Here is an 18,470-nt window from a genome sequence, read left to right as displayed (position 1 = left end):
CCAATTCAGCTGACGGGCGGAATACGCCTGTCCCGGATAAGTTGTGAGTACCACCTGGAACTGTCTTTCGGCGTGCGCTCGAGGGTTGAATAGTCGACGTGCACTATGCCAAACCGCTTGGAGTACCCGTAGCCCCACTCGAAGTTGTCCATCAGCGACCACACCTGGTAACCGCGGAGGACCACGCCCTGCGCCATCGCCCGGTGTGCAGCGGTGAAGTGGCGGTGGAGGTAGTCAATGCGTTCGATGTCGTGTACCCGCTTAGATCCGCCGGCATCGATTTCCACAGTGTCCAGGAACGCGGCTCCGTTCTCCGTGATCATCATCGGGAGGTTTGGCCACCGCTTGTGCAGGGAAACCAGCAGCTCTTCGAGCCCTGATGGATCGATGTTCCAGCCCATCTCGGTGTAGGGGCCCGGCTGCTGAAGGAACTCCACCATGTCTGCCCCCGGCCAGGCAGTCCCGGTTGACGGCTTGTGGCCATCCGCGTTCTCTTTCGCGCCATTACCATCCCAGAGGCGGACGCGGTTAGTCGAGTAGTAATTCACGCCAAGTACGTCGAGTGGTTGTCGGATGATTTCCAGGTCGCCGTCCAGCACGAAAGACCAGTCGGTGATGTCGGCCGTATCGGCCAGGACGTCCTCAGGGTATGCACCGTTCAGCATTGGTTCGAGGAAGACCCGATTCGCCAGTCCGTCCACCCGCCGCACCGCCTCAGCGCCGGTTGGGCCTTCAGGACGGAATACGTGCAGGTTGAGGGTGATGGCGAAGTCCGGATCATTAGTCACCACCCCGCGCAGAGCGGCGATGGCGAGCCCGTGTGCAAGGTTCAGGTGGTGCACGGCGGCGAGCGCAGCCGCCGGTTCTGTCCGCCCCGGCGCATGTGCACCGGACCCGTAACCCAGGTAGGCGCTGCACCATGGCTCGTTCAGGGTGGTCCACATGGCCACCCGGTCACCTAGCCGCTCGCCCACTATGCGCGCATAGTCACCGAAAGCGAGGGCGGTACCGCGCGAAGCCCATCCGCCCTCATCTTCTAGGACCTGCGGGAGATCCCAGTGGTAGAGCGTGACAATCGGCTTGATGCCCCGGGCAATCAATCCGTCCACCAGGCGTTCGTAGAAGGCCAGCCCAGCTTCGTTCGCCGGACCGCGACCGGTGGGCTGGATACGGGACCATGCGATCGAGAAGCGGTAGGACTCCAGTCCGAGCTCCATCATCAGGTCCAGGTCAGCTTCGAGCCGGTTGTAGTGGTCACAGGCAACGTCCCCGGTGTCCCCATTCCAGACCTTGCCTTCGGTATGGCTGAAGGTGTCCCAGATGGATGGTCCCCGGCCATCGGCGTCGTGAGCCCCTTCAATCTGGTAAGAAGCCGTGGCGGATCCGAAGAGAAAGCCGGGCGGGAACTCGAGGCCGGCGTCGCGGTAGTCCGGGGAGCCAGCAACACGGCTGAACTCGTTGCTGGTGGACTCGTTTAGGGCTTGGGTCATGGCGTAAGAACTGCCTTTCCATTGGTTGAGGTGATGATGCGACCGGTCGGGGCGAGCCGCGCACGGAACGTTCCGTCGCTGCTGCTGGTGATAGTGACGGTGCCACCGGCTCGCTCGACGGCGAACGTCAGGTCTTCGCCGAGTGGGTTGGTAACCTTCACGGAACCCACACGGGATCCTGGATAAACGATGACAAGCGGGTCCAGGGCGTAGTCGTAGTCGGGGCGGTCCTGGCGGAATCCGGTGACCAGCACGCTTCCCTCCCGGACCCACAGCGGGACGCTGTTGAAGTCATGGCGCTCAGACCGCCAACTCCCGCCGGTTGCAACCTCTCCCGTGAGGTAATTGGTCCACGTTCCGGCCGGGAGATAGTAGTCGACGTCACCCTCAGCACTGAACACGGGAGCAACCAGGAGGCTGTCCCCGATCAGATACTGCCGGTCGAGATAATCCACGGCAGGATCCCCCGGGAACTCGAGCTGGAGCGGCCGCATGAACGGCAATCCCTGCTCGTGCGCCTGCTGGCCCACCGAAAAGAAGTAGGGCATGAGCCGCATCTTCAGGTGTGCGAACTGCCGGGTTATGTCGACGGCACTTAGCCCCTCGGGCTCCTCCCCTGTATCGAAGGCCCATGGCACGCGGTAACTCGTTGAGCCGTGCAACCGGGAGTGGCTGGAGAGGAGCCCGAAGGCCACCCACCGCTTGAAGACAGCGGGATCCGGATTACCCTCGAAACCACCGATGTCGTGACTCCAGAAACCAAATCCACTCAGGGCAAGTGACAGTCCGCCTCTGAGCGTTTCGGCCATCGACTCAAACGATGACGAGTTGTCACCGCCCCAATGCACCGGCATTTGCTGCCCGCCCGCGGTAGCTGACCGGGCGAAAAGTACGGCGTTGCCCTTGCCGTGCTGTTCTTCGAGGACGTCAAAGACGGCCTTGTTGTACAACTGGGTGTACCAGTTGTGCATGGCCGCCGGCGCTGAACCGTCATGCCAGACAACATCGGTGGGAATCCGTTCGCCGAAGTCGGTTTTGATCGAATCCACACCCTGCCCGATCAAATGGCGCAGCTTGTCCTGGTACCAAGCAGTTGCCAACGGGTTAGTGAAATCAACCAGGCCCATTCCGGCCTGCCACATGTCCCACTGCCAGACGTCGCCATCCGCCTTTCGAACCAGATACCCCGCCTCCGAGGCCTCCTCGAACAGCGCTGAACGCTGCGCAATATATGGATTGATCCAGGCGCTGATGCGCAATTCCTTCTCATGCAACCGTTTGAGCATGAGCTCGGGATCCGGGAACACACGTTCGTCCCACTCGAAGTTGGTCCAGTTGAACTCCCTCATCCAGAAGCAGTCGAAGTGAAAGACGCTCAGTGGGACGTCCCGGGCGGCCATACCGTCCACAAAGTGGTTCACGGTGGCTTCGTCGTAGTCAGTGGTGAAGCTTGTCGAAAGCCACAGGCCATAGGACCACGCCGGCACCCGCGCGGGACGGCCGGTGAGCCGGGTGTAGCGGCGCAGCACCTCGCCCATGGTTGGTCCGTAGATCACAAAGTACTCAAGGGATTCTCCTGCCACCGAGAACTGCACTTCCTCGACGGACTCGGAGCCCACTTCGAACGAGACGTGCTCTGGATGGTTGACGAACACCCCATACCCACGGTTGGTGAGGTAGAAGGGGATGCTCTTGTAGGACTGTTCGCTCGCCGTTCCGCCGTCGGCATTCCATACGTCCACGGTCTGCCCGTTCTTTGTCAGCGGCCCGAAGCGCTCGCCCAGCCCGTAGACCAGCTCCCCTACGCCGAGCGAGAGCTTTGCATGAAGGTACGACGACGACGGCGGCCGCCCGGTCACGCTCACCCCTGTGGGGCCCACGGGCTCCACAGAGACGGACGCGTCGGCGCCCAGGGTGATGTACCCGATGGACTTGTTGCCGCTCCTGGTCAGGGTCCGGCCTCCCGACTGAAAAGTAAGGTTCCACGGCGCCCCCGGGGCGATATGCGCTTGCAAAGATCCGGCATCAAGCACTCCCCCGGTCGAGTCCGCTCTCGCAGACCCCAAGCCGCTCTGAGCTCCCGGTAACCCGAAGCCTCCAAACGTTTTGGCTCCCCGATGGTGCTCGATCTTCACACCAACCACTCCCTCGAGCGGGCTCGAAAGCGCTACGGTCAGCATCGCCCGGTTCAGGGTGTCACCACGCCGGGTAATAACGCGTGTGGGTGCGGAGACCGTCAATCTCCCGTCGCCGGCCTCGATGTCATAGGCCTCCTGTGCGTAAAGCGCGTCTACGCCGGGACGCGTTTCCCAGAAACCGTCGGTAAACTTCACGTGCTCTCCTGCTTTGTTGTTGAAATGTCCATTCCGCCGGAGGTATTTCTGCGGAGTATGGTGCTGTACCCGGACGTCAGATCCACCGGAAAAATGCGGCCATTCACATCGATCTGCCGCTTGCCTTCCGCCCCGCTCCGACGTGGGGTGAGCACTGCTTCATAGACGAAGCCGTTCTCCCATGTCAGGTCGACAGTGATCCCCGGGCGGGCAATGAGACCACGAACGGACCCACTCTGAAACTCGTCCGGAAGGGCGGGGAGTAGCTGGATAACTCCTGTATGACTCTGCGTAAGCATTTCGGTCACCGCTCCGACGAAGCCAAGGTTCCCGTCAATCTGAAACGGTGGGTGCGCTGCGAACAGGTTGTCGTAAAGTCCGCCAGCGAAAGGCCCCTTGCCGGCACCTGCCGGACGGAACATCAGGCGCAAGAGGTCCGATACCTTGCCTCTTTGCATCAGCCGCGCTCGCAGGCACACCTTCCACATGAGTGACCAGCCTGTGGAATCGTCGCCGCGACGGTCAAGGGACAGCGTGAGAGCGTCGGTAAGAGCCGACGTCGGGCCACTCCCTGGATAGGCGAAAAACAGGTGTGAGAGGTGCCGATGATTTAGATCCGTTTCTTCCTCCCTGGTACCCCATTCAAGGATTGTTCCGTCGGCGCCGATCATCGGTGGTGCAATCCGCGGAAGTGCCGCGTTGACTTCGGCCACAATTGGGTGGTCCGTCTGGCCGACGGTAGCCGCGAGCGCCAACACCGTTTGGAACAGTTCGGTGATCAGCGTCCGGTCCATGGCCGTCGATGTCGTGACTGCCGCACCACCCTGAGCGCTGATGAACATGTTCTCGGGCGAGGTGGACGGACGAGTTTCCAGGTGCGCACCGCCGTCGTCAATCAGCCAATCACATACGAACTCCGCGGCACCTACTGCCAGAGCCCATAACCGCAGACTCTGTTCGGGGCTTGCTGAGCCGAAGCGGCGGCTCTCGTCGAGTTGACGCACCAGCCATGGTCCGGCCATGGGCCACTGTGACCAGCTGGCGTGACCGGCCGTCGGTGAGCTGAACGCCCAGGCGTCGGAGTTGTGATGCGCAACCCAACCGCGTGCACCGTAGAGGTTGGCCGCGGTGCTTCGCCCACGCTCGGCCAGCGCCTCGGCGAAATCCAGGAGCGGCTCGTGGCACTCTGGAAGGGCAGCGGTTTCCGCGCCCCAATAGTTCATCTGCGCGTTGATGTTCAGCGTGTAGTTGGAAGACCAGGGCGGCCGCATGTCCTCGTTCCAGATGCCTTGCAGCGTTGCCGGAAGGGTACCCGGGCGGGAGGCTGAGATGAGCAAGTACCTGCCGTAGTCAAAGAGCAATCCCACCAGCGCGGGATCTGCGGTCAGTACACCCGCCGAATGGTCATTGGCTTCCCGCAGCCGCACGTCGGTGGGGGCGCTTTCCCGTTCGGGCAGTGCATCCGGACCCGACGTAAAAGTCAGGGACATCCTGCCGAAGAGGGCCCGATGAGCCGCGATGTGCCGGTCATGGAGCGCGTCCCAACCCTTGTCGAGCGCGGCATGGGCGCGACTGAGCGCCGTACGGGCACAGTGCGCAGAAGACCCTTCCGGTTGGTTACCGACACCCGCGAACGTAGTCTCTGTAGCGATCGCGAACAGCAGCTCGGTAATGCCTGGGAAAACCTTGGTCTCCCCACCGCGGTCCGACGCCGGTTTCCCGTCGTGTAGGGCAGCGATGCACACCGCGCCCTGCAGTGGGTTGATGCCGTCGACCTCCCACCGGAGCGCGGGTTCGTCAGGTTCATGGCCCGGCGCAACGTCTGCGGGCAGCTTCACTTCCAGCAGGAGGTCTTCCCCACTGACCGATCGTCCAACCTGCTTCAGCGGCGTAGACACCGTGACGGCAACGTCCACCGGCACCTTGGACCGGATGCGGTGGATCAGGACACCATCCACAGAACTGATGAATGTCTCCTGCGTGACCTCACCGCCGACGGACTTTCCTATGGCGGAGTGGGTTGCGTTCGCGAGGGAGAGCCTGCGCTCGCGAAGCCAGCCGTCGTCGTCGTCGTCCCCTATGGTGATGACGACGTCGGCAAACGGCAGGTACGCCTGCGAATAGCGGGATTGCAGTTGCTCAAGGGTTTGCTCAGCGTCGATCGGCCGGCCCGCGACGATGGCGGCGCGGGCCTCCGCGAGCGCTGCGGCTGCGGCGCCGGCGGAAATCCGGCCCCGTCGGTGTTCGCTGGCCGGGCTCCCTGACCAGGCCGTACTGTCATTGAGCCGTAACCGGGTGGTCGAATCGGCGGCGAGCACCATCGCGCCTAACCGACCGTTGCCGAGCGGCAACCCGTCCAGCCATGTTTCGGCGGGACGTGTGTAGAAAAGATCGTTCAGCGGCATCTAGAAGCGGACACCGCCCGCAGCCAGGCCCGCGCGCCAGTATCGCTGCAGCGATACGAACACCACGATGATGGGAATGATCGATACCAGCGCTCCTATGACCACCAGGGTCTGCAGTCCGGGAATGGTGATGGATGCCTGGCTCCATCCGCTGAGTCCAACCGTGACCGGCATGAGCCGCGCATCGCTGATGACCAGCAGCGGGAGCATGAAGTTGTTCCAGCTCCCGATGAACGCGAAAAGCATAATGGTGACGCCGCCCGGGCTGAGGAGCTTCAGGGCAATTGAGAAGAACGCCCGCCACTCACTGGCGCCGTCAAGACGTGCCGCCTCCAACAGTTCCAGCGGTACGGATGACTGGGCGTAGACGTAGGCGAGCAGCACACCGAACGGGTAGGCAAGGCTCGGGATGAGAACGCCCCAGATGGTGTTGTTCAACCCGATCTCAACGAGGAGCAGGTATGTGGGTTGTGCAAGCACCGTCTGGGGAATCAGCATGCTTCCCAACACGGCAGCCAATACGACGCTACGTCCGCGGAAACGGTACATCGCCAACGCATATCCGGAGATGAGGCAGATAAACGTCATCAGGACTGAGCCGACCCCGGAGTAGATCAGCGAATTGCCCATCCACCGCCAGAAGATGCCGTTGTCGTACTGGGTCAGGGCAGAGAGGTTCTGAAACAGGTTGAAATCGGCGAACCAGAAACCGGGGGTAGCAAAAAGGTCGGACGTGCTCTTCGTGGAAGCAACGACAAGCCAGTAAACCGGTACGAGGAAATAGAGGGCTGTGGCACCCATGAAGATCCAGGCACCGATCCTCGCGGCCCGGCTGGGACGTTCCCCTTCACCATGGACCCTGGGACGGGAGCGCGCCTTGGTCTCCTGGGGCGTGGACGGTGGGGCAAGAACGGGTACCTGCGTCATTGCGCGCTACCTCTCTTCCTGTTGGACATAACGGAGACAACCACTGACAAAGCAAAGGTCACGATGCCGATGATGATCGCCATTGCGGATCCGAGGTTGATGTCGCCGCCCAGGGTTGTCGCTGAGAACACCGCCATGTTGGGGGTATAGCTGCCGGAGATGTTCGAGGTTACCGAGCGCATTGTCATCGGCTCATTGAAAAGCTGGAGGGTTCCTATCACCGAGAAGAGAGTTGTCAGGATCAGGGCCGGCAGGATCATTGGGATCTTGATCTGCAGTGCCATACGGAGTTCATTGGCGCCATCTATGCGTGCTGCCTCGTACATCTCCCTGGGCACGGTCTGGAGCGCGGAGAACAGGATGATCATGTTCACGCCCACCACTGACCAGACGGCAACATTCGCAAGCGACCAGAGGACACTTCCCGGCGCCAGGAAGTCGACGGAGACGCCGATGCTCGCAAGTCCTTCGACGATCGGGCTGACCTTCGGCTGGTAGAGGAACCCCCAGATAAGTGCGGCAACCACTGACGGAACCGCATAGGGCAGGAACACGCTGAGCTGGAAAAAGCGCTTCCACCTCACAGCAGCCGAGTCGAACAGCAGCGCGAGGATCAGGGAGAAGCCGAGCATCACGGGAACCTGCACGACGCCGAAGAGCAGCACGCGTCCAAAGCTCTCCACAAATGCAGCGTCCGAAAAGGCGAGAGCGTAGTTATCAAACCAAACGAAGCTCTGCGCGCCTTCACCACCGAAGCCGAGACCGCTGCGCTGCGTCTGGAAGAAGCTCGTGTAAAGCGCCACGATGATCGGCAGCACGAGGAAGACCAGAAACAGGATGATAAACGGGGCAAGGAACACATAGGGGGCCACCCGCACCCCGCCGTTGCCCTTTCGGTTACGGCGGGGTGCAGGGGCAGGCGCGGTGCGTGTACCTTCGCTGGGGGTGGTCGCTACGGAACTGCTCATTTGACGCTCAGACCCATATCCGTCAGATCCTGGACGGTTGCTTCCTGAACCTGTGTCAGCGCCTCAGCGAACGTCAGTTCACCGTTGGCAACCTGCGCGAAGGCGTCCTTGAGCCCGTCCTGCGTCAGATCGTAGCTGGGACCTTCAACCCAGGTACTCGGCACCGTAGTGGCGGCATCAGCGAACACCTCGTTGATCACCTGACCGCCGAAGTAATCTTCCGCCGTCAACAGAGTCTCGCTCTCCAGTCCGGCTACCGCGGAGGGGAAAAGCCCGCCGTCGGTGATAAGGATTTCAAGAGATTCCGGTGATGTATTGAGCCAGGTGGTGAATTCCGCAGCCTGTTCGACGTTCTCGGTTCCTTCGGGGATAACGTCGACGCTGCCGCCGGTGTCGCCTGCGGAATTGAGACCCTCGAAGATCGGCGACGGCGCGACGGCCCATTTGCCTGCGAGGTCTCCCGCACTTTCCTCAAGCAGACCTGGGAACCACGCGGCGTATTTGATGGTGGCGATGGTGCCGGCGTTCACCTCGGCCCAGTACTCGGGAGTCCACATGTCAACAACCTTCACGAGGTCTTCATCGAGGAGCGTCTGCCAGACCTCGGCTACTTCCTGGCTGGCTTCGTTGTCCACTTCCACCGTCCACGCGTCGCCGTCGATCCCGTACCACGTGCCCTCGTTCTGCCAGACAGTTTCGACCCACAGCCCGGTCTCATTCGGTGAGAACTGTGCGATGTGGAGGTTCGGGTCTGCTTCTTTGAGTGCACGGGCTGCTTCGATGTACTCATCCCAGGTGGTGGGCACCTCAACACCGTGCTTTTCGAACAAGTCCTCGCGGTACATCAGGCCAGTTGGCCCGGAGTCCTGCGGGATGGCGTACACGGCGTCGTTGTAGGACACGCCCTGCCATGAGCTCGCGGTGAACTGCTCCTCCAGTCCGTCAACGTGCTCACTGATATCGGTCAACCTGTTGTTGATGATGTGTCCGGGCAGGGAGTGAACTGACATCTGCACGACGTCGGGGGCCGTGCCGGCGTCAATCGCGGCCGGCACCTTGGCGCCGTCGTCGCCGGTCATGCGGAAGAAGTCGACCTGAGTTTCAGGATTCTCTTCATTCCAGAGCTCGACGGCGCGCTCGAGGCCGGGCGCCCAACCCCAGAACTCGAGGGTCACGGGACCTGACTGCGCAGGCGTTTCACCGGAGGAACAGGCGGTGAGGAGGAGTGCGGACGCTGCAGTGAGTGCGAGAGCGGAGAAGGGTCCCCGCCGTTTGGTTGTGTGTGCCATCGTTGGCATCCTTTCGTGGGTGTGTGGTGTCGCTGAAGCTGGTTATTGCCCGGTTTGCCGTTCTCGCAAGATGAGCGCTGCGCCTGGGCGCAGGGTGGTGATTCCACCCATTGCCGTATTAGTGAGGAGGTCGTGTCCGTGAACTTCGACGTCGACGGCCTCCTCGCGGTGATTGAGGATGAAGAGGTAGCTGGAAGTGCCGGCATGGCGGCGGACTGCCTCGACGCCGCTACCTGCAACAGGGTGATCGGGTTGGATCCCGGCGCCGTCGAGGATGCGTTGCAGGTGGGCGCGCAGTGCGTCCTCACCCAGTCGGGTGGCGAGGTAGTGCGCCGTACCGGACCCGAACCCGTGGCGGGTCACCGCGGGACGTCCTGCGAGTGGGTACTCGGTGAACTCGGCGATGCTGGCTGCACCGGAAAGGTGAACCAGCTCGGCCCAGCCATCGGAGGTTGACCCGTCGCTGAGTTTCAACGCTGACGCCGCGGGTTGAGGGTAGTGCTCCTCGACCCTGATGCCCAGCACGTCCGCGAAGGCACCGCTGAAACCACCGAGGCGGACGTTGAGGTTTTCGTCGGTGCTGCCCGAGAAGTACCAGACTGCGGCATGGCCCCCACCTGCCACGAACCGTTTGAGGGCCCCCGCCTCCGCGTCAGAGGCGGCCAGTTTGCTGGGTACCAGAATAAGGTCGTAATCGCTGAGGTCCTGATCCAGCTGCACAAAGTCTGTGTTGATGCCCAGCCACCACAGTGCACGGTGGACGGCTTTCACTGCGGGCAGGAAAGCAAGGTCGGAGGACGGAAGCGCACGGGTTTCCACCGACCACCATGCGTCCGAATCCCAGACGATCGCGACCCGGTTCCGGTTTACGCGACGGCCCGCGACCGGAGGCTGAGCGAGTTCGCGTAGTCCAGTGAGGGTTACTCCCAGTTGAACGATCTCCCGGAAAGTCCTGGAGTCCTCTCCAACGTGGGGCACCATGGGTGAGTGGAAGAACTCTGCGCCCGCGCGGGGTGATCTCCACTGGAAGAACAGGGATCCGGTAGAACCGCGGGCAAGGTATTGGAGCGTGTTGAACTGCAGCGAGCCCGGGTCCCTGGCGAGGATTCGTCCTTGCGCATAGTCATAGACCATCGTTGTGGCCTGTTCCATGAGTACCCATGGACGTCCACCATTGAAAGAGCGGGCGAGGTCGCTGCCGAAGGCAACCTGGATATCCCCCTCGACTCCCGGAGTATCCGGGTAGTGGTCGACTGACACTTCGTCAATTTCCGCGGCAAGGTCCCATTGGTCATAGTGATTCCAGCTGGGGAGCATGAAGTTTGTGGTGACCGGAACTTCGGGACGGACACCGCGGACAATGTCCACCTGCTCACGGAGACTGTCCCGCAGGAGGTCGGCTGAGAATCGCTTGAAGTCGAGCAACTGGGAAGGGTTAGGCAGGTACTGGGTGGCCTGTGGAGCGAACACTTCCTCCCAGGCGCCGTAGCCCTGCGACCAGAATGCAGTGTTCCAGGTGGCGTTGAGGTCCTGGAGAGTCCCATACTTCTCGCTGAGCCATTCACGGAACGCCGTGTTGGTCTCCGGACCGTAAGATACGGTCCCGTATTCGTTGTGCAGGTGCCACATCTTCAAGGCGGGGTGAAAGGAGTACCGCTCCGCCAGGGCAGTTGTTACGCGCTGGGCGGCTGCACGGTAAGCAGGTGCTGCAGGGTTATAGGTGTCCCTGCTGCCGTGGACGAGACGGACCCCGTCCGCGGTGACCGGAAGGGCTTCCGGATGGGCAAGGGAGAACCAGGGTGGCGGCGACGCCGTGGGCGTTGCCAGCACAACTCCAATGCCGTTGTCGGCCATCAGGTCCATAATCCGGTCGAGCCAACCGAACTCGTAGACGCCCTCCCGCGGTTCGATTGACGACCATGAGAAGACGCCGATGGTTACACGGTTTATCCGGGCTTCGAGCATAAGCCTTACATCTTCGTGCCATACGGATTCGGGCCACTGTTCGGGGTTGTAGTCGCCGCCGTACACCAGTCCGACATCCTGTCGAAACGTTTCGCTATGTGGCATAAGTCTGCCTCCTTCGGGGGTTGCCGAGCTGGGCTAGTTGAGTGCGGGAGTACCGGAACGTGCTGGCTCGCACATGGAGCCGTGCGGTATATAGCGCGGTGACACAAGTTCAATGTGTGGCTCGGATTTACCCGAGAGAGCTTCCATCACCAGTGCGACAGCCCGATCACACGAGTCCGCCGCGACGAGCGGAATGACGTCCAGGGGAGGATGGAAAGAGGTGGTGTCGAAACTCGTGCACGCCGAAATAGCCGACAGGTCCCGCGGAATAGTCAGACCATTGTCGGCGAGGTAGGTCAACGCGCGTGACTGAATGGACTCCTCGCAGTGCATCACCAGCGCGGTTACTTCCAGCTTCGGATCGACAATCTCGTCAACTGCCCTACGCACAGCTGCATCACTGCTCCCCGGCATGACAAAAATGGACTGCATGTGACGCTCGGCCGCGTACTCAAGAAACGCGTTCCTGAAACGGTGTGGGAAGTTGGAGCCGCGTTCATATGCCGCTTGGGGATGGCCCAGGAGCGCAATGGACCGGTGGCCAGCGTCTGCCAACTGGTCGATGGACATCCGCGCTGCTGCTGCAAAATCAAGGTCGACGCAGGTAAGGCCGTCGGCCTCCCTTGGAACACCGACGACGACAGACGGCACCGTGATTTCACGCACCAATTCCAGCCGCTCATCATCGATTGAGACGTCGAGAAGAATGACACCGTCCACCAGGCGACTGGAGGTTACACGACGCAATCCGTTGGTCGCTTCGTCTTCGGTGAGGAGGAGGATGTCATAGTCGTAACGCCGCGCGGCCGTTGCCACCGCAAGCACGAATGCCATATGGGCGGGGGCGTAGGTGTCCTCCCGTAGAGGAGCACTCAGCGCGAGAATTCGCGTACGGGCTCCCGCCAACATCCTGCCCGCGGCGTTGGGCAGGTATCCAAGTTCCTCAACCGCCTTGGTAATCCTGGTTCGCACATCTTCACTCACAGAACGCTTGCCGCTCAGCGCGTAGGAGACAGTGCTGATGGACACACCGGCGACGCGGGCTACGTCGTGGATGTTAGCCATCTGGACTCCTATGTCTAGTGCGATACCGGTGCTTGTCGAAACGTTTAGCGAAACGCTTCGACAAGCGTACGACAGGTCTATTTGATGCGCAAGACTTTTCTTTGAATTGGTCCGACCTCTGGCTTCACTGTGGTCCAGGCAACGATTGCCTTCCGGAGACCCGCCTCATAAGATGTTTTTGCAGGTAACTACTTATGAGGGGAATGGACATGCCGACCGATCTGGTTCGCGCTGCCATGGTGAGCGGGGTGGCCGTTATGGCCTGCTGTGAGGAAGCTGCCTAGCCAGCCTTCACCCGGGCATTCCCCCGCCCGCACTCTGTACGCATTGTCCTCTATCACCGCTGCCCAGACGGCGCGCGACAACGCATTCTGTGAAGAGCTGGCACTCCAATGCCCCCAAAATCCTTCACTTGCAAAGGCACGACCATGGAAAAAATCAGTGACCGCCAAATACGCTCTTCATTCATCAACGCCACCCGCTCCGAGGTGACCAAGCTCAACCTGCCGCACAACTTCGACACGCTCGACTGGGAAAATCTGGACTTCCTCGGCTGGCGTGATCCCAAAATGCCGCTCCGGGCGTACCTGGTTGCGCCCACCGAACGCGGCTTGACCAGCCTCCTCCTCCGCGCACCCGAGGGCGGCGCAAAAAAGAACCGGTCGGTGCTGTGCGAGATGTGCCGCGACGTCTACTCGAAGGAGGACGTGCTGCTGTGGGTCGCGAAACGCGCGGGACAGTCCGGCCGCAACGGCAACACCGTCGGCACGCTCATCTGCGCGGACTTCATCTGTTCAGCAAACGTGCGCCGGGAACCGCCGGCCAACGAGATCAACCCGGACCCTGCCGTCGTCGTAGTGCGTCAGATCGGTGATCTGCAGACGCGGATCGGAAAGTTCCTGTCGCGCGTAGCCGCCTGAACGTCAGCCCCGCAGCACCTTCGCCAGGAGGGCTGGGTCAACCGATCCACCGGAGACGACGGCGGCCACGGTCCCGCCGTCGTACCGGGTGGGGATAAGCCCGTGCATCCACGCGGCGGTTGCCACAGCACCGGACGGTTCCACCACAAGGCGCCCGGCGAGGGTGAGGTGGCGCGTTGCGGCGAGGATCTGCTCTTCGGTGACGGTGATGATGTCGTCGACGTAGCGTTGGACGTGCTCCCACGGGTGGACGCCCAGTGATGGCGTGCGCAGGCCGTCCGCAACCGTGCGGTAGGTGAGTTCCTGCTCCCACGTGACGCGGCGGCCTTCACGGAAGCTCTGGGCGGCGTCGGCAGCGAGTTCAGGCTCGACGCCGATGACGCGGGCATCAGGCTTCAAAGCCTTCACCGCAGTTGCGACGCCGGAGATGAGCCCGCCTCCCGAAACTGGAACCAGGACAACCTCGACCTCGGGCAGTTGCTGCACGATCTCCAGACCCACGGTGCCCTGGCCGGCGATGATGTGCGGATGGTCGTACGGGGGAACGTGGACGTAGCCGTGCTGCTCGGCGAGCTCGTGCGCGCGGAGGTCGCGCAATGCGGAGGGGACCACCTCCACCTCGGCGCCGAGCGCCCGGACGGCGTCGATCTTGGTCAGCGGGGCGGCGTCGGGCATGACGATGACGGCACGCAGCCCCAGCCGGTGCGCGACCCACGCGACAGCACGCGCATGGTTGCCGGAGGACTGCGCGACCACACCACGCTCCCGCGCCTGGTCGAGTACCTGCGCGATGGCGTTGTACGCACCGCGGAGCTTGAATGCGCTGGTGGGCTGGAGGGATTCGGCCTTGCAGTGGAGCACCTCGTCCGGGCGTTCCGGGTGTGGGAGTTGAATGAGCGGCGTGCGGAGGACCAGGTCGCTGATGCGCCCGGCCGCGGCTTCGATGTCTGCGAGGGTAACCAGATCGCTCATGGGTTCGATACTAGGGCGTCAGGACTGCGGTCGCTATGAGAATCCACGCCGGGAGCACCACTGCGGACAGCAAGGTCTGTGCCGCGGTGATCTGTGCCATGAGCGCTGAATCGCCGCCAAGGCGGCGGGAGAAGACATAGGAACTCGTCGCCGTCGGGAGCGCCTGGAAGATCACGCAGACGACGGCGGCCGGCCCGGAGAACCCCAGCCACAGGCAAAGCAGCAGCGTTATGGCCGGCACGGGCAGGAAACGCAGTACAAGCACCGCGAGAATGGGCCGAAGGGACCGCCGGGTGAAGACCCGCCCGCGCAGCCCCGCGCCAACGCAGAACAGGCCGATCGGAAGTGCTGCGCCGCCCAGCAGTCCCAGCACGGTGGCGAGTAACTGCACGACGAGGGCGGGACCCGGCGATTGGAGGAAGCCTCCAGCCGCCGACCCGAGGAGGTTGGCCACAAGACCGACCGCGCAGGCGAGGATCAGCGGGTTGAGGAAGACCGCTTGCGCAACGGCGCGGCCACGGAGCTTGTGGTGCCCGTAGTAGGCGAGCGCAATGGTGGACGCCAGGTTGCCGAGTGGTACCAGGACCGCGTTGGCGAGCGCCGCCATCGCAATGCCGTCCTGTCCGAAGAGTGCCGCCGCAGTGGTCACGCCGATGTAAGTGTTGAAGCGGACCGTGCCCTGGAATACGGAGGTGAAGGCCGGTCCGTCCCGGCCGGTTGCGGGGCGCCTGGCTGCGAGGGCAAGGGCCGAAGCCACCACCGTGGAGATGCCCAGCACCAGGACCATGGGACCGGGCTCGATGGAGGTGAAGTCCGCCCGGGCGAGGCCCGTCACCAGCAGCGCTGGCAAGAGGACAAAGTAGGTGAGCTTTTCAAGGCCGGACCAGAATTCGGATGAGGGCAGAAACCGACGGCGGAACACAGCTCCCAGGCCGATCAGAAGCGTGGCCCCGGCCAGCGCGATCACCACATTCGGGTCGATGACATCACGTCCGGATTCGGGCAGGCGGTCGACACACTCTCACCGTCCGAGAGTAGCAATTACGGCCCACCTCTTGCTTCTAGACTGAATCAATGACTGCAACCCTCGTGGCCAAGGCGCTTTCCGGCGGCCACGCTCACCGCACCCTGTTCTCGAACCTGAATCTCACCGTGACGGAGGGTGACGTCGTCGGGGTGGTGGGTGCCAACGGTGCCGGGAAGTCCACGCTGCTGCGCCTGCTCGCCGGAGTTGATGAGCCGCTCGCCGGAACGGTGATGGCGTCCCCGAAGGACGCGTTCATCGGCTGGCTCCCGCAGGAGCACGAGCGCACGCCGGGCGAGACTGTGCAGCAGTACATCGCCCGGCGGACCGGAGCTTTCGCCGCGACCGTTGCGATGGAGACCGCCGCCGAGGAACTTGGCGCCGAGGTCAAAGGCGCTGATGACCGTTACGCCACCGCGCTCGACCACTGGCTCGCTTCGGGAGCCGCAGACCTTGAGGACCGCTTGCCCGCGGTGCTCGCCGACGTCGCGCCCGGCGTTGCACCGGAGGCTCCGGTAACGGGACTTTCGGGTGGGCAGCTCGCGCGGGTGGCGCTGGCGGCGCTGCTGCTGAGCCGGTTCGACGTCGTCCTCCTCGATGAGCCCACCAATGACCTCGACCTTGACGGCCTCGCCCGGCTGGAAGCGTTCATGCGCAGCCTTCGGGGAGGCGCGGTGCTCGTGTCGCACGACCGTGAGTTCCTCGCGCGGTGCGTGACCACCGTCGTCGAACTGGATCTCGCGCAGAACCAGGTATCCGTGTACGACGGCGGGTACGATGCCTTCCTCGAAGAGCGCGCGGTCGCCAAACGGCATGCGCGCGAAGCGTACGAGGAGTTCGCCGACAAGAAGCAGGACCTCGTGTCACGGGCCCGGACGCAACGGGAGTGGAGTTCGCAGGGCGTCCGGAACGCGATGAAGAAGAGCCCGGACAACGACAAGATCCGCCGCCGCGCCAGCATGGAGTCCTCGGAGAAGCAGGCGCAGAAGGTGCGGCAGATGGAGTCACGGATCGCGCGCCTGGATGAAGTGGAGGAGCCGCGCAAGGAGTGGCAACTGCAGTTCAGCATCGGATCGGCGCCGCGGTCCAGTTCCGTGGTCGCCACGCTGAACTCCGCCGTCGCCCGGCAAGGCGATTTCACGCTGGGGCCGGTGTCGCTGCAGGTCAACGCCGGCGAGCGCATCGGCATTACGGGCCCAAACGGCGCCGGGAAGTCAACGCTGCTGAGGCTGCTGCTGGGACATTCAGCGCCCGACGACGGCGCCGCCTCGCTGGGCGCCAGCGTTGCCATCGGTGAGGTCGACCAGGCGCGCGGGCAGCTTGCCGAGGAAGATACTCTGGCGGCCGCCTTCGAGGCCGCGGTGCCGGAGTACACGCAGGCCGAGGTGCGCACGCTGCTGGCGAAGTTCGGGCTGAAGGCTGACCAGACCGGCGCCCGCGTCGGCAGCCTCTCCCCCGGCGAGCGCACGCGGGCCGGGCTCGCACTGCTCCAGGCCCGCGGTGTGAACCTCCTGGTGCTGGACGAACCCACCAACCACCTCGACCTTCCGGCGATCGAGCAGCTTGAGGAAGCACTCGAAGAATACGAAGGCGCGCTGCTACTGGTTACCCACGACCGGCGGATGCTCGAGAACGTGCGGCTGGACGCGCGGTGGGAGGTCAGCGGCGGTCAGGTGCGGGTGTTGTAAGCCCGCTTCTGGTTCTCCTGCGCAAGACGTAGTAAACAATGACCATGGCGAAGAAAAAGGGAGTGGCGCCGAGGTTGGCCGAAGCGCTGGGGATCATCCTCGGCACCGAGGAAATACCGCTGCGGTTGCGGGCGTGGGACGGGTCCGAGGCCGGGCCGGAAGGCGCCCCGGTGATCGAGTTCCGGTCCCGGCGCGGGTTGCGGCGGATGCTCTGGTCCCCGAACCAGCTCGGCCTGAGCCGGGCTTACGTTGCCGGGGACATTGACGGGCCGGGCGATCTTTTCGAGAGCTTCTCGGCCCTGAGTTCCGTGGGCAAGTTCGCTGAGCTGAAAGCGTTCCGTCCTCCGACAGTCGGCGAGCGCCTGCGCCTGCTCAGCGCTGCGTTCCGGGTTGGCGCGCTGGGGCTTCCGCCCGCACCGCCGCCGGAGGAGATGAAGGTTGCCGGGCGCGTTCACTCAAAGAATCGCGATGCCGCGGCCATTTCACACCATTACGACGTCGGCAATGAGTTTTATGCCCTCGTGCTCGGTCCGTCGATGGTGTACTCCTGCGCGGTCTGGGACGACCAGGAGACCAGTTTGGAAGCGGCGCAGGAAGCGAAGCTCGACCTCGTCTGCCGGAAACTCGGACTGCAGCCGGGCATGCGCGTACTGGACGTCGGGTGCGGGTGGGGCAGCTTCGCCCTGCACGCCGCGCAGAACCACGGGGTCGACGTCGTTGGCGTGACCCTTTCGAAGGAGCAGGCGACCCTCGCGCGGAAGCGGGCGGCCGACGTCGGGCTCTCCAACCGGCTCGACATCCGGGTCCAGGACTACCGCGATGTGAATGACGGCCCATTCGATGCGATCAGCTCGATTGGCATGTCCGAGCACGTGGGGCGCGGGCAAATCGGCTCATACGCGGCGCACCTGTATGGCCTGCTGCGACCGGGCGGACGGCTGCTCAACCACGCGATCTCGTGGAACGCCGGTGAGATGCCGGAGGATCCTGACTCGTTCATCCCCCGGTACGTCTTTCCCGACGGCGAGATGCTGAGCCTCACGGTCATGATGGGAGCGCTGGAATCTGCGGGGTTGGAAGTGCTCGACGTCGAGGCGTTGCGCCGGCACTACGGGCTGACGCTCCGGGCGTGGGTGCGGAACCTTGAGGAGAACTGGGACGAGGCCGTGCGGCTTACGAGTGAGGGCAGGGCGCGGGTGTGGCGACTGTATATGGCGTCGAGTGCACTGGGGTTTGAGCGCGGACTGAACGGTGTGAACCAGATCCTGGTGCAGCGGCCGGGTGGTGAAGATCCGCCGTTGCGGCGGGATTACTAGAGT

At 63.2% G+C, this 18,470-nt stretch carries 13 protein-coding genes; 3 read left to right on the top strand and 10 right to left on the bottom strand.

Features of this window, described 5'->3' with window-relative positions:
* Nucleotides 1-5: 5 nt before the first annotated feature.
* Genes ACWA1U_RS08315 through ACWA1U_RS08280 form a run of 8 tightly spaced genes read right to left on the bottom strand, consistent with a single transcriptional unit; the run spans nucleotide 6 to nucleotide 12,547 of the window.
* Nucleotides 6-1,490 (bottom strand): GH1 family beta-glucosidase, encoded by a 1,485-nt coding sequence (locus tag ACWA1U_RS08315; protein WP_463724856.1) that lies wholly within the window; start codon nucleotides 1,488-1,490, stop codon nucleotides 6-8.
* A complete protein-coding gene (gene yicI, locus ACWA1U_RS08310; protein WP_463724855.1) occupies nucleotides 1,487-3,823 on the bottom strand; it encodes an alpha-xylosidase in 2,337 nt (778 codons plus the stop codon). The genes ACWA1U_RS08315 and yicI overlap by 4 nt, the downstream gene beginning before the upstream one ends.
* A complete protein-coding gene (locus tag ACWA1U_RS08305; RefSeq protein WP_463724854.1) occupies nucleotides 3,820-6,228 on the bottom strand; it encodes a glycosyl hydrolase family 95 catalytic domain-containing protein in 2,409 nt (802 codons plus the stop codon). The genes yicI and ACWA1U_RS08305 overlap by 4 nt, the downstream gene beginning before the upstream one ends.
* Nucleotides 6,229-7,155 carry a carbohydrate ABC transporter permease gene (locus ACWA1U_RS08300; protein ID WP_463724853.1) on the bottom strand — a complete coding sequence of 309 codons (927 nt, stop codon included), beginning with the start codon at nucleotides 7,153-7,155 and terminating at the stop codon, nucleotides 6,229-6,231.
* Nucleotides 7,152-8,123 (bottom strand): carbohydrate ABC transporter permease, encoded by a 972-nt coding sequence (locus ACWA1U_RS08295; protein ID WP_463724852.1) that lies wholly within the window; start codon nucleotides 8,121-8,123, stop codon nucleotides 7,152-7,154. Before ACWA1U_RS08295 ends, ACWA1U_RS08300 begins: the two co-directional genes overlap by 4 nt.
* Nucleotides 8,120-9,412, bottom strand: a complete 1,293-nt coding sequence (locus tag ACWA1U_RS08290; protein ID WP_463724851.1) for an ABC transporter substrate-binding protein — start codon at nucleotides 9,410-9,412, stop codon at nucleotides 8,120-8,122. Before ACWA1U_RS08290 ends, ACWA1U_RS08295 begins: the two co-directional genes overlap by 4 nt.
* A 42-nt stretch (nucleotides 9,413-9,454) precedes the next feature.
* Entirely contained in the window at nucleotides 9,455-11,482 is a 2,028-nt protein-coding gene (locus tag ACWA1U_RS08285) for a beta-galactosidase (RefSeq protein ID WP_463724850.1), read from the bottom strand.
* 33 nt (nucleotides 11,483-11,515) lie between these two features.
* Nucleotides 11,516-12,547, bottom strand: a complete 1,032-nt coding sequence (locus ACWA1U_RS08280; RefSeq protein ID WP_463724849.1) for a LacI family DNA-binding transcriptional regulator — start codon at nucleotides 12,545-12,547, stop codon at nucleotides 11,516-11,518.
* Nucleotides 12,548-12,975: 428 nt separating this feature from the next.
* Between ACWA1U_RS08280 and ACWA1U_RS08275 the strand changes: the two genes are divergently transcribed.
* Nucleotides 12,976-13,467, top strand: coding sequence for an FBP domain-containing protein (locus ACWA1U_RS08275; RefSeq protein WP_463724848.1), 492 nt, complete (start codon nucleotides 12,976-12,978; stop codon nucleotides 13,465-13,467).
* A gap of 3 nt (nucleotides 13,468-13,470) precedes the next feature.
* Here the strand turns inward: ACWA1U_RS08275 and ACWA1U_RS08270 are convergent, their stop codons facing one another.
* Both ACWA1U_RS08270 and ACWA1U_RS08265 read right to left on the bottom strand, forming a co-directional pair.
* On the bottom strand, nucleotides 13,471-14,439 hold the full coding sequence (locus ACWA1U_RS08270) for a threonine ammonia-lyase (RefSeq protein WP_463724847.1): 969 nt from the start codon (nucleotides 14,437-14,439) through the stop codon (nucleotides 13,471-13,473).
* Nucleotides 14,440-14,449: 10 nt separating this feature from the next.
* Complete coding sequence (locus tag ACWA1U_RS08265; protein WP_463724846.1) at nucleotides 14,450-15,409, bottom strand: AEC family transporter; 960 nt, start codon at nucleotides 15,407-15,409, stop codon at nucleotides 14,450-14,452.
* A gap of 104 nt (nucleotides 15,410-15,513) precedes the next feature.
* Between ACWA1U_RS08265 and ACWA1U_RS08260 the strand changes: the two genes are divergently transcribed.
* Both ACWA1U_RS08260 and ACWA1U_RS08255 read left to right on the top strand, forming a co-directional pair.
* On the top strand, nucleotides 15,514-17,151 hold the full coding sequence (locus ACWA1U_RS08260) for an ABC-F family ATP-binding cassette domain-containing protein (RefSeq protein WP_463724845.1): 1,638 nt from the start codon (nucleotides 15,514-15,516) through the stop codon (nucleotides 17,149-17,151).
* Between the two features lie 44 nt (nucleotides 17,152-17,195).
* Nucleotides 17,196-18,467: a class I SAM-dependent methyltransferase gene (locus ACWA1U_RS08255; RefSeq protein ID WP_463724844.1), complete on the top strand. Its 1,272-nt coding sequence runs from the start codon at nucleotides 17,196-17,198 to the stop codon at nucleotides 18,465-18,467.
* Nucleotides 18,468-18,470 lie beyond the last annotated feature (3 nt).

It is taken from the genome of Arthrobacter sp. TRD_SC_6, assembly GCF_055361185.1.
The sequence above is the reverse complement of the archived record's forward strand: the minus strand, read 5'-3'. Positions and strand labels throughout refer to the sequence as shown.